Raw genomic sequence first — 12,891 nt, 5'->3', positions numbered from 1 at the left:
TTCTGATTATCCTAAGGTGCAATTGCACCACAAGTCAAGCATGGGTTTAGTCAGGCTGAAAATTCGAGAACTAGCGGCAGAGAAAGGCTGGACTCTTAAGGAGGTTGCTGACCGTTCTGGGGTGATGTACAACACAGTCAAAAGCTATGCTCGCCGTTCTGAGTTGTCAATGGTTGACTTTACAGCCCTATATAAGCTGGCTCGAACGTTTGATGTGATGATAGAGGATTTGGTGGAAATTTTGGAGGAGTAGGCGCGAGCAGTCTGTTATGGGAATTGACAATCAAAAGCTCTTTACCTGTCAATCTTGTTCACTATAGATAACTATATATTCTGCTTACTCTTTGTCTATTGTTGCAGAGTCTATAGCTGTGTAGTCACCGAGAATGTTAGCCGCAATTAAGCGAGCTGTACCAGGGCTACGCCAGTAGTAGCTATGAGCATCAGCTACACTCAGAGCCCTTGCTGCATGAGCTTGACCAAAAAAGCGTGCTCCTTTTTCTGCAACATTAGCATCAGCCCAGATGTACTTATCCCGAAAAAAGAGGTTAGATAATGACTTAATATTTAGGCTTGCTTTAAGAGGATAAGCAATAATATCTGAGGCATGAATTATATTTATCCACCTCAGAGGTTCTGTTTCATATTTATCGGCAAAAATTCTTATTTTCTCTGGACTAATATTTAGCATCATATTAAAAAACAGAACCGGCGAACCCATTGTTGTAATGCTCTTTAAATAGGTTCTTCCATTATCATTAAATGATTATTCCTTAGAAGAGTCAGAGCCATTACACCTTTCCATAGTTCTCCTCAGGCATCCGCATGAATACGCAAGCAAAATTACATTCCAATGAAAAACCCCCACCCGAAGGTAGGGGATTTTGTTTAGTTACCTACAACGCACTTGTTCAGCCGAGGCTAGCCAAATTTACCAGCTGTCGAGGCAATCAGGAAGGCTGCGTAGGTGAGGACATAGCCAACTGTAAAGTGAACTAGACCTGTCAACCAACCTTGAACGATGGATAGAGCAACTGGCTTATCTTTCCAGCTAACCAGGTTCGCAAGCGGTGTACGCTCGTGTGCCCAGACTAGAGTTTCGATCAACTCTTGCCAGTAGCCTCTCCAGGAAATCAGGAACATGAAGCCTGTTGCCCACACAAGGTGTCCGAACAGGAACATCCAGTCCCAAACCGCCAGGTTAGTCGTACCGTAGGGGTTGTATCCGTTAATCGTCTGAGCTGAATACAGCCAGAGATAATCCCGGAACCAGCCCATGAGGTAAGTAGAAGACTCATTAAACTGAGCAACGTTACCTTGCCAGACACCCAGATGCTTCCAATGGAAGTAGAAGGTGACCCAGCCTAGCGTGTTCAGCATCCAGAACGTAGCCAGGAAGAAGCTTTGCTCCCAAGCAGACGTTTGGCAGGTACCGCCACGACCAGGACCGTCGCAGGGGAAGGTGAAGCCGAAGTCCTTCTTGTCTGGGAACAGTTTGGAACCACGGGCATCCAACGCACCCTTAACACAAATCAAGGTGGTGGTGTGCAGTCCTAGTGCGATCGCATGGTGAACCAGGAAATCGCCAGGACCAATCGTCAAGAACACAGAGTTAGTGGTGTCGTTAATTACATCTAACCAACCTGGCAGCCAGACGTTAGCATAGTTTGGCCATGCTGTTGTCGCGATACTGTCAGGGTTTGATAACAACACATCCATTCCATACAGCGCCTTACCATGAGACGCTTGGATGAACTGAGCAAACACTGGCTCAATCAGAATTTGCTTCTCAGGCGTACCAAAAGCGTGCATTACGTCGTTGTGGACGTACAAACCTAGGGTATGGAAGCCCAAGAATAGAGACACCCAGGACAAGTGAGAGATAATCGCCTCTTTGTGCCGTAGCACCCGATCCAAGACGTTCCCTTTGTTTTGCTCTGGGTCATAATCGCGCACCCAGAAAATTGCACCGTGGGCAAATGCCCCAACCATCAGGAAACCAGCAATGTACTGGTGGTGCGTGTATAGCGCAGCTACTGTGGTGTAGTCCCTCCCGATGAAGACATAAGGAGGCAGTGCATACTGGTGTTGCGCTACCAGTGAGGTGACAACTCCTAACGCAGCTAGGTGAATTCCCAACTGGAAGTGCAGGGAGTTGTTGTAGGTGTCATACAGTCCTTGGTGAGGCAGGTTGAACTGACCTTCGCTCCTTGGACTCAATAGACCCGCTTTGGAGTTCAGCATCTCTTTGATGCTGTGACCAATTCCAAAGTTCGTCCGGTACATGTGACCGGCGATGATGAAGATGACTGCGATCGCCAAATGGTGATGAGCCATATCCGTCAACCACAGCGACTCCGTCTGGGGATGGAAGCCACCCAAGAACGTCAAAATCGCTGAACCAGCACCTTCAGATGTTCCAAATACATGCTGAGCTGTATCTGGGTTCTGGGCATATACGCCCCAGTTCCCTGTGAAGAATGGTTTCAATCCCTCTGGGTGCGGCAGGGTCGTCAGGAAGTTATCCCAACCCACATGCTGACCACGAGATTCGGGGATAGCGACGTGAATTAAGTGACCTGCCCAAGCCAAAGAGCTAACACCAAACAGACCAGCCAAGTGGTGGTTTAGGCGGTGTTCTGCACTCTTGAACCAAGACAAGCTTGGACGGAACTTCGGCTGTAAGTGCAGCCAGCCTGCAAACAAGAAGACTGCGGACAACAACAAGAGGAACACTGCACCTTGGTACAGGTCATTATTTGTTGTCATGCCGATGGTGTACCACCAGTGGTAGACACCCGAATAAGCAATGTTAACTGGGTTAGTGGCACCTGCTTGGGTGAAAGCATCCACTGCTGGTGCGCCAAATTGAGGGTCCCAAATCGCATGGGCGATGGGACGGACATTTAAGGGATCTTTAATCCACTGTTCAAAGTTACCTTGCCACGCGACGTGGAACAGGAGACTAGATGTCCACAGGAAAATGATTGCCACATGACCGAAGTGAGAAGCAAAAATCTTTTGATAAAGATTTTCCTCTGTCATGCCATCATGGCTCTCGAAATCGTGAGCCGTGGCTATCCCGTACCAAATCCGACGTGTTGTCGGATCTTGAGCGAGATCCTGGCTAAATTTGGGAAATTTTGTTGCCATCTCTCTTAGGAAATCCTCCTCGCTGACAAATGAGGCTTATGCAATGGTATCGCTGCTCATTTTCTGTCTGGGTAGACCCCCTGGAACCGAAGTTCCAGGCTTTTTAGGTCTAAATCGGTGAGACACATTAAAAAATTGTGCCTCATTTCAGATTTGGCGTTCGTTCTTCGCCAGTTATCCGATTGCAATGATTCGCGACAGGAAGAACGCCCATATAGTGACGATACTCCCCAGGAGGTAATGCGTTACCCCCACAGCCCGACCCTGAATGATGCTCAGAGCGCGAGGCTGAATTGATGGTGCGACCTTCAGTTTATTATGTGCCCACACAATTGACTCAATCAATTCTTGCCAGTAGCCGCGACCACTGAACAGGAACATCAGGCTGAAAGCAAACAGGAAGTGACCGCCTAGGAACAGCAAACCGTAAGCTGAGAGCGGTGTTCCATACGATGTAATCACCTGAGAAGATTGAGCCCACTGGAAGTCACGCAACCAACCGTTAATCGTAAGAGCGCTTGTTGCAAAGTTCCCACCAGTAATGTGAGTCACTACGCCGTCTGGTGACACGGTCCCCCAAACATCTGATTGCATCTTCCAGCTGAAGTGGTAGACCGCAATTGCGATGGTGTTGAACATCCAGAACAGACCAAGGAACACATGATCCCAACCGGATACCTGGCAAGTACCACCACGACCCGGTCCATCACAAGGGAAGCGGAAGCCCAGATTCGCTTTGTCTGGAACCAGACGAGAGCCACGGGCAAACAGCACACCCTTGAGCAGAATCAACACAGTGACATGAATTTGGAAGGCGTGAATATGGTGGATCATGAAGTCCGCCGTACCCAGTGCGATCGGCATCATTGCCACTTTTCCTGCCACAGCGACAATGCCGCCGCCGAAGGCATAGCTAACAGGTTCTAGCGCATTGGGAGCGGTTGCACCCGGAGCTAGAGTATGAATGTTCTGTACCCACTGAGCAAACACGGGCTGCAATTGAATTGCGCTATCCGAGAACATATCCTGAGGACGACCAAAAGCCCGCATCGTGTCGTTGTGAACGTACAGACCAAAGCTATGGAAACCTAAGAACATGCACACCCAGTTCAGGTGAGAGATAATCGCATCCCGGTGACGGATTACTCGATCCAGCAGATTGTTTTGGTTCAGTGCTGGATCATAGTCACGCACCATGTAGATTGCGCCATGCGCCCCAGCACCAACGATTAGGAATCCCCCAATCCACATGTGATGGGTAAAGATCGAAAGCTGCGTGGGGTAGTCAGTCGCCAAGTACGGATACGGAGGCATCGCGTACATGTGATGAGCAACGATGATGCTGAGCGAACCAACCATTGCCAGGTTGATTGCCAACTGAGCGTGCCAAGATGTGGTTAAAACTTCATAGAGACCTTTGTGTCCTTCTCCAGTGAAAGGACCTTTGTGGTTCTCCAGAATTTCCTTGATGCTGTGACCAAGACCCCAGTTAGTCCGGTATTGGTGACCAGCCACGAGGAACAAAACAGCGATCGCCAAATGATGGTGCGCCGTATCGGTCAACCACAAGCCGCCAGTGATTGGGTTCAACCCGCCCTTGAACGTTAGGAAGTCAGCATACTGACCCCAGTTCAACGTGTAGAAGGGCTTCAAGCCTTGGGCAAAACTAGGAAACAGTTCTGCCATCAAGCCTCGGTTCAAGATGAACTCGTGGGGCAAAGGAATGTCACCTGGTGCTACCCCAGAATCCAATAACTTGTTAATCGGCAGAGCAACGTGGATCTGGTGACCCGCCCAACTCAAGGAGCCAAGTCCAAGTAAACCAGCTAAGTGGTGGTTGAGCATTGATTCCACGTTCTGGAACCATTCCAATTTTGGAGCCCGTTTGTGATAGTGGAACCAGCCCGCAAACAGCATCAGAGCCGCCATCACAAGACCACCAATTGCCGTGCAGTAAAGCTGGAACTCATTCGTGATTCCAGAAGCACGCCAAAGCTGGAAGAAACCAGAGGTGATTTGAATGCCGTGGAAGCCTCCCCCGACATCACCATTCAAGATACCTTGACCAACAATTGGCCAGACAACTTGAGCACTTGGCTTGATATTCATCGGATCAGAAAGCCAAGCCTCGTAGTTAGAAAAGCGAGCGCCATGAAAATACATGCCGCTCAGCCAGACAAAGATGACAGCTAAGTGTCCGAAGTGCGCGCTAAAGATTTTGCGCGATACGTCTTCTAGATCACTGGTATGACTATCGAAATCGTTGCCGAGAGCGTGAAGGTTCCAAATCCATGTTGTGGTTTTTGGACCTTTTACCAAGGTGCGGTCGAAGTGTCCTGGTTTTGCCCACTTCTCGAAAGAAGTGGGAACCGGGTCTTTATCGACGACAACCCTTACTTTCGCTTCGCCTCCAGGAGGGCCACCAGTAGGAGGTCTGGTAATTGTCATGAGGAATCTCCTCTCTAGACAAGGAACGAGAAATACCCCGAAGGGATGTGCTTTTTATCAATGAGGAAAGCTCGACCCGTTGGACGGCTTTCCTTTGAAACGAGATACCCGATTTGAAAACGTCAAAGGGAATACCTTCTGTTGTTGATGATATGGCTTGCGTCTGGAAGTCTTTGGAAGCCCTTAACAATAATTCAAATTTGAGCAAATCAAGGTCTACTTTGGCTTGTAATCCGAAAACCCCTCGAAAAAAAGTCAAGGGGAGTCTGCTTATTTTTCACAAAACGCAACAATTACCGGATGTGTCTAATGTACATAGTGACTTCGCTTTGGTTAGCGTTGAGGAAGAACAGAATATTTTGCGATGTAGAGCCGAGGAATGGCATAAGCTTTCTCTGTGTCTACAGGTGGCTGACTCTTTTTCAGTGAGTAATGCACTCTCAAAAAGGTAAACATACAGAAAATTTACCCAATACTAGAGAAGAGGTGGAACTGTATTCGGCTATAGTGCCTATGGACGGCTTCAGTTAAGATGGAATGCCCGTGGCAAAAGGAGATTGCGTGTTGGCTAGGAATCGCCAGTGGACAAGTGTGAGAGTATTTTTTTCGTTTCTGATGGCAGTGGTTTTTGCCTGGGGTTTAGTAGGATGTGGCGAACGCATTGAGACACCCCAGATCGGTAATACTAACGGGGCATCCAAAACTCAGTTATCTGGTTCACTTTCGGAGGTTGCACCGCCTCCTGTCATTCAGCAGCTAAGCCAAAGCTTGGAAGCTTACCAGCCGCAAGTGGCGATCGCAAGTCCTATAGCTGATCAAGTTCTCCAAGACACAACCGTATCTGTGCAATTCCAGGTTCAGGATTTGCCTATATTTAAAGACCCAGATCTAGGCTTAGGTCCTCATCTACACGTCATTCTGGACAACGAACCCTATAAAGCCGTTTATGACTTAAAGCAGCCCCTAGTTTTTGAAGACGTAGCTCCTGGAACTCATACATTAAGAGTTTTCGCCTCCCGTCCCTGGCACGAGAGCTTCAAAAACGAAGGAGCATATGCTCAAACAACCTTTCACATCTTCACAAAGACAACTGACAATAACCCCAACCCTGCTCTACCACTCCTAACCTACAGCCGTCCCACAGGCAGCTATGGAGCCGAGCCAATCATGCTCGACTTCTACCTGACTAACGCTCCCCTCCACATCGTTGCTCAGGAAAACCCTGATGATGAGATTGCTGACTGGCGGATTCAGGTGACAGTAAACGGTCAAAGTTTTGTTCTTGACCGATGGCAGCCGATTTATCTCAAAGGATTTAAACCGGGCAAAAACTGGGTGCAGTTAGAGTTTCTTGATGAGCAGGGGAACCCTGTCAAAAACGTTTTTAACGACACCGTCCGGCTGATCAACTACGAGCCGAAGGGCAAAGACACCCTTGCAAAATTAGTACGCGGTGAACTTTCCGCAGAAGCGGCTCGTGGCATTGTCCCCAATGCTAAAGTCATACCGATACCGATACCATCACCTGCCATAACGCCAACTCCCATCCCCTCACCCGAACCTGTAGTGCCTGAGGAGCCAGAGCTGACACCAGAACCGGACGACACCTCAGCAACGCCCAGCGAACTTCCAACAGAAGCAGAGGAACCAACCCCAACTGATGAACTAGTTCCAGTTGAGCCAGTACCGTCTGAAAAACCTAAATCAGGTGGCTTCTTTAATCGTTTCCGTCGTCCAGCAGCAGTTCCTATCCCAGCGCCTGAACTGCCAGAAGAACTAGAGGCTCCTACCCCCGAACTTATAGTGCCTGAGGAGCCAGAGCTGACACCAGAACCGGACACCTCAGCAACGCCCACCGAACTTCCAACAGAAACAGAGGAACCAACTCCAACCGATGAATTAGTCCCAGCGGAGCCAGTACCGTCTGAAAAACCTAAATCAGGTGGCTTCTTTAATCGTTTCCGTCGCCCGGCTGCCGCTCCTATCCCAGCGCCTGAACTGCCAGAAGAACTAGAGGCTCCTACCCCCGAACTTGTAGTGCCTGAGGAGCCAGAGCTGACACCAGAACCAGACACCTCAGCAACGCCCAGCGAACTTCCAACAGAAGCAGAAGAATCAACTCCTGCTGATGAAGCGGCTCATACTCCGCCCGTCTCCGTGGAAAACCCTAAACCTAGGGGTTTCTTTGGTCGGTTCCGGCGTCCTGTCGAGGCTCCCACACCATTACCTGCACAACAACTACCAGAGACACTGGAAGCTCCCTCCTCTGAACCATCCATTGTCCCAGAGCAACCAGAGCAGTTGGTAATCCCAAGTGAGCCTCCAGCAACTGTGGAGGAACTAACGACTGAACCTGAAAAGCTAGAAGTGGAACCTGCCCCAGTGATTAAGCCAGTTCCAGTACCAATAGAGCCGAGAGGCAAAGGTTTCTTCAATCGTTTGCGATCGCCAGCTCCTACTAAACCCATGCTAGATACTGGCTTACCACCAACCCTACCGGAGATTATCGAGACACCATCCCCAGAACTGTCGGAGCCAGATCTGTTACCAACTACCCCACCAGACGCTACACCCACAGAGGACTCACTTACAGAAACCGCACCAGCCGCTTCAGCTCCTGAAACACCAGAAACACCTAGCCCAGAACCAGCGGCGGCGGCACCAAAACTGGATTTGAAGGAAGTGTTTCTCACTCCTCCCGCCCTAAGTCCACCCCCTCGTATCATCCAAGCTCCTGCTGATATTAAATCAGACATACCGAGCCGCTTCCTCAAAAAATCAGTACCTGAGTCTCCAACAGATGTTTTAGAACCCGTGGAAGCCCCAGCCGCTGATTCAGAAGCTATTGATGTTCCACTAGAGGCAGAAGAGACTTCCTAAGTTCGCTAAGGTAAAGAAGTCTAAAGATACGGCTCATGTAAGGAAAAAGATTCAATGTCGCCTCGTGTGCGATCGCCAGAACTGCCCCAAAATAGAATCTGGTTCAATACAGACCACCCGTTGTTTCTCAAAGACTTAAGAGGACGGGTGGTTATTCTTGACTTTTGGACATACTGCTGCATCAACTGCCTGCATATCCTGCCAGACCTAAAATACTTGGAACAAAAGTATAAGGATAGCCTTACCGTTATTGGTGTCCACTCCGCCAAGTTTGATAACGAGAAAGAAGCAGAAAGTATCCGTCAAGCCATTCTCCGCTATGACATTGAGCATCCAGTCTTGGTTGACACTGATTTCAATGTCTGGCAACAATATGCAGTTCGAGCTTGGCCAACCTTAGTGGTGATTGATCCACAGGGGTATGTAATTGGCTCTGTAGCAGGTGAGGGCAATCGAGAGGCGTTAGATGAGCTAATTAGCCAGATAATTGACGAACACCACAAGAAAGGAACAACCAACTTTCAGGAACTCAGCCTTACTTTAGAAAAACAGCGGCAACCTCTAACAACACCTCTAGCTTTTCCGGGTAAAGTGCTAGCAGATGAAGCTGGACAACGCCTGTTTATTGCGGACTCTGGTCATCATCGTCTTGTGGTCAGTAGTTTATCGGGTGAAGTTCAGTATGTAATCGGTACTGGCAAATCAGGATTAACCGACGGCTCGTTCTCAGAAGCTCAATTCTTTGCTCCTCAAGGTATGGCACTTGATGCCAAAAATCAGCAACTGTATGTTGCTGATACAGAAAACCATTGCATACGGCAAATTGACCTTAAGGCTCAGCAGGTGAAGACTATTGCTGGGACTGGAGAGCAAAGTCACCAAATTCGTCCTCATGGTGGTGTGGCTTTAGAGACATCGTTAAATTCCCCCTGGGATTTGGCAAAAGTGGATAATCGCCTCCTGATTGCAATGGCTGGTTCCCACCAAATTTGGGAAATGCAGCTAGAAACGAGTAGGGTTAGCACTTATGCTGGCACGGGTGCAGAAGCTTGTATCGATGGAACACTCGCTGAGGCGGCTTTTGCTCAACCTAGTGGACTGACAACTGATGGTCGAGAGTTATACGTCGCTGATAGTGAAGTTAGCTCGATTCGGGGTGTGGGTATCGTTGACAATCGTCCAGTACGAACAGTTTGTGGCAGTGGTGAACTGTTTGGGTTTGGTGATGTCGATGGTGAAGGATTGGAGGTTCGACTTCAACACTGCTTAGGGGTTGAATATACGGAGGATTGTCTTTGGGTGGCTGATAGCTATAACCACAAAATTAAGCGCGTTGACCCTCGTACTGGTAGTTGTCAAACGGTGTTGGGAGATGGAACGGCTGGCTATCAGGATGGTCAGGGAACAGCTACTCGTTTCTCAGAACCATCAGGGTTGAGTGCGATCGCCAATCATCTCTATATTGCCGATACCAATAATCATGTTATCCGCCATCTTGACCTTGGCACTCTCCAGGTAACGACTTTACAGTTTCCTGGACTATGCACACCAGACGCATGTCTTCCTGCTTTTACCCCTTCGCCTCTTCCTTCTTCACAAGATTAATTCGCTTATTCTCCCATCTCATCCTCTTTTGAAGCAGAGAGAACCCGCAAGACTGTCTCAACATTGGTTACGTCACCAACTAGTCGTCGGACAGGCTGTGGCCAAACTCGAAGCAGGGTTGGTGTTGCTGAAATATGATTTGCCTCTGCTTGGTCAGGGTGCTTGAAAACATCAATTATTTTTAGAGTGTAAGGATGATGTAGAGAATTCTCTAATAGCTCATGCAGACCTTTAAGTGTATGCTCTGTCGCCTCACTATTCCCAGAAACAAATAAACGTAGAACATAACTGTGAGTACGTCGTGGCTGAGGATGAAGTTCAATTTCCTCAGAGGTGCTAATTGATGCCAAAGGTTGTAGTTCCTCGGAAGCTGTTGTGGTATCTTTATCGACCGAATGCTGTATCTGAAGCAACCCTCGCGCCCTTAGTTCGGTTTCCGAAGACCTAATGTCCTGGCTAACAATGGCTTCTTGCTTGGCATATTTTTTTGGAGAAACTGAAGAGTAGTCTGCTCTAAAGGAAAAAGAGTCAGGCAAGCGCACCGTGCGATCAAAACGCACAATTAGGTCATGGTCTTCCCACAGTTGAGGGAACTGAGAACGATAAGTTTCCAGCACACTTGAGTCGCATGACTCTTCCTGCCAAGGAGCCACTTGCCAGACTAAATTACCCGTATCAAAGACAGCATTCAGCAGGGCCTGATGATGTTGCACGGGTCGATAAAGTTCTGCTGATGTTCGCACTTGCTGAGTCCGAGGGTCGAGCCATCGATCTACAGCCGCTGTGTACCCTGGTACTAAAAAATGAGGTGGCTCCGGTAAACCTAATAGTTCTTGTAAGCCCACACACAGATGTAAATGCCAATGACCCTGCTTTGTCGGGTCAATACCATAAATTAGATCTCCCCCTGGCGTAAAAATGGCAATGCCTTTAAATAACTGGGGCAAGAGTGGTTTTTGTAGTTTCAATGCAAAGAGCCAGGGACTGGAGCAGTAGGAATAGAGCGTTAGAGCGTTGCCGTGTCAGAACTGTTGTTTTCAGGAATCGTAGAAAAATTCTCTTACAATCCTCTCGTTCGTCATCTGTATTCATAGGTTATTCGTCCTGGATTACCTGTGAAGAAGGAACGAGCGGTAAAAATAAAAGCGTTCTAGTGGATTTTATACGAACCCTAGGCTTCCTGTCTTACCTCTTGCCTACAATCCAGTCCCATTCATTCTATATGCGACCGCGTAGCATCATCGCCATCTCGTTTTGAGTCGGCGACATTTCCAAGGCAGTTTCTTCTGTGATACGCCCTTCCTGATAAAGGTTGAACAGAGATTTGTTCATCGTAATCATGCCATCATACTCACCCTCCTCCATAAGGGCTGCAATCTCATCGTTCTTCCCTTTCTGGATGTAGTCCTTAACCGTCTCTGTATTCACCATGATGTCGTGAAAAGCAGCACGCTTACCATCGGTTGTACGGCATAATCCTTGAGCAATGATTGCTACAAGAGATTCTGAAATTGCCGCCCGCATCGCTGGCTGCTCTTCAGCACTGTAGAGTGTGAAAATCCGCTCTAGGGTTTTGACAGCACTATTCGTATGCAGCGTACCCATAACCAAGTGACCTGTTTGAGCTGCTTTCAGCGCGGTGTTTACTGTCTCTCTATCTCGCATTTCCCCAATCAGAATTACATCAGGGTCTTCCCGCAGAGACGCTTTCAACGCATTATCAAATTTCAGGGTATGTATTCCAACTTCCCGCTGTCTAATCAGCGCTTTGCGACTTTGGTGAACGAATTCAATCGGGTCTTCGATAGTGATGATATGTTTGGGCATCTCCTTATTGATGTAGTCCACCATTGCTGCTAGCGTTGTGGACTTACCTGAACCCGTAGGACCTGTCACCAAAATTAAACCCTTATGGGAGTGACAAATATCCTTGAGTATAGGTGGCATCCGAAGTTGCTCTAGAGTCAAGATAGTCAAAGGAATAAGTCGCATCACCATCCCAGGACCACGTAGGCTGTCGAAGATATTAATCCGCACTCGCGCATAATCATATTCAGCAGCGCCATCAAACTCCAGGGTGTCCTGAAATTGACGGATTTCTTCGTCCTTTAGTACTTCGCGCAGCCAACTCATAAACGTGGCTCGGTCTGTCATTGGATAGTCAGTGGGTTCCATTTCACCACGGTTGCGAAAACGGGGAACCTCACCAACGCCGATGTGAATGTCAGAAAAGCCTTTATCAAAAGCTTGACGAGTAAGCTGAGCCAAAGTCGGTTGCCCTGGTGAAAGACTTGCGTCACGCATTGGCATCCGGGCTTTAGCGGCTGACGCGGCTGGAGGAGCAGTCTTTGAAGACGCTTGTACACCTGGATTAGCCGCGCGTGGAGGGGGAGCAGCGGCACCAGGCTGTTGCAGTGTTTGTGAAGGTATCCGTTGCGTAGCTACACCAGCGGCTTGTCCAGCAGCAGTACTCCTTGGTGGTGGCGCTGGTGGAACACGGGGGGGAGGTGGCGGTGAGATCGGCTGACGCTGTGGGTCTGTCATATTTCAACTACGACTTGGCTTGTGAGAATTGATTTTATGAACTCTTCTTTACAGTATTCCCAAACCTTAGGGTTCACTATCATTTACACACAACATTACTAAATCTGCTTGTAATTGTCTAAAACCACTGAATGAAAGCTCTTGAACATTGGTGAATAGAGACTGAATTTATGGTTTACAGCCTGTGAGGGGAATTATGAGAGTCAGGCTCAAAAATTATAAGAAGTGTTAAGCAAGACCAACAAGCTTGTTGATACGTTC

Annotated in this window: 8 protein-coding genes; 3 read left to right on the top strand and 5 right to left on the bottom strand. The window is 48.4% G+C overall.

What is annotated here, in order from left to right:
* The first annotated feature begins 40 nt into the window (after positions 1–40).
* Positions 41–253: a helix-turn-helix transcriptional regulator gene (locus tag H6F98_RS25200; protein ID WP_192221462.1), complete on the top strand. Its 213-nt coding sequence runs from the start codon at positions 41–43 to the stop codon at positions 251–253.
* Between the two features lie 84 nt (positions 254–337).
* Here the strand turns inward: H6F98_RS25200 and H6F98_RS25195 are convergent, their stop codons facing one another.
* From H6F98_RS25195 to psaA, 3 genes are all read right to left on the bottom strand, one after another.
* Positions 338–721: a hypothetical protein gene (locus tag H6F98_RS25195; protein ID WP_192221461.1), complete on the bottom strand. Its 384-nt coding sequence runs from the start codon at positions 719–721 to the stop codon at positions 338–340.
* A 200-nt stretch (positions 722–921) separates the two neighbouring features.
* The gene (psaB, locus tag H6F98_RS25190) at positions 922–3,153 is read right to left on the bottom strand and encodes a photosystem I core protein PsaB (RefSeq protein ID WP_192221460.1); all 2,232 of its coding nucleotides are present in this window, start codon (positions 3,151–3,153) and stop codon (positions 922–924) included.
* 174 nt (positions 3,154–3,327) lie between these two features.
* Positions 3,328–5,601, bottom strand: a complete 2,274-nt coding sequence (gene psaA, locus H6F98_RS25185) for a photosystem I core protein PsaA (protein WP_192221459.1) — start codon at positions 5,599–5,601, stop codon at positions 3,328–3,330.
* Positions 5,602–6,165: 564 nt separating this feature from the next.
* On the opposite strand from psaA, the gene H6F98_RS25180 reads away from it, so the two are divergent.
* Complete coding sequence (locus H6F98_RS25180) at positions 6,166–8,481, top strand: hypothetical protein (protein ID WP_192221458.1); 2,316 nt, start codon at positions 6,166–6,168, stop codon at positions 8,479–8,481.
* A gap of 54 nt (positions 8,482–8,535) precedes the next feature.
* The gene (locus H6F98_RS25175) at positions 8,536–10,086 is read left to right on the top strand and encodes a thioredoxin-like domain-containing protein (RefSeq protein WP_192221457.1); all 1,551 of its coding nucleotides are present in this window, start codon (positions 8,536–8,538) and stop codon (positions 10,084–10,086) included.
* Positions 10,087–10,091: 5 nt separating this feature from the next.
* On the opposite strand, the gene H6F98_RS25170 is transcribed toward H6F98_RS25175, so the two are convergent.
* Together H6F98_RS25170 and H6F98_RS25165 are read right to left on the bottom strand one after the other, a co-directional pair.
* Positions 10,092–11,054, bottom strand: a complete 963-nt coding sequence (locus H6F98_RS25170) for a circadian clock KaiB family protein (RefSeq protein WP_192221456.1) — start codon at positions 11,052–11,054, stop codon at positions 10,092–10,094.
* Positions 11,055–11,304: 250 nt separating this feature from the next.
* Complete coding sequence (locus H6F98_RS25165; protein WP_192221455.1) at positions 11,305–12,630, bottom strand: type IV pilus twitching motility protein PilT; 1,326 nt, start codon at positions 12,628–12,630, stop codon at positions 11,305–11,307.
* Positions 12,631–12,891 lie beyond the last annotated feature (261 nt).

The sequence above is a fragment of the Microcoleus sp. FACHB-SPT15 genome (assembly GCF_014849525.1).
GTDB classification, from domain to species: domain Bacteria; phylum Cyanobacteriota; class Cyanobacteriia; order Cyanobacteriales; family Coleofasciculaceae; genus Symplocastrum; species Symplocastrum torsivum.
This window is presented reverse-complemented; position numbering and strand designations above follow the sequence as displayed.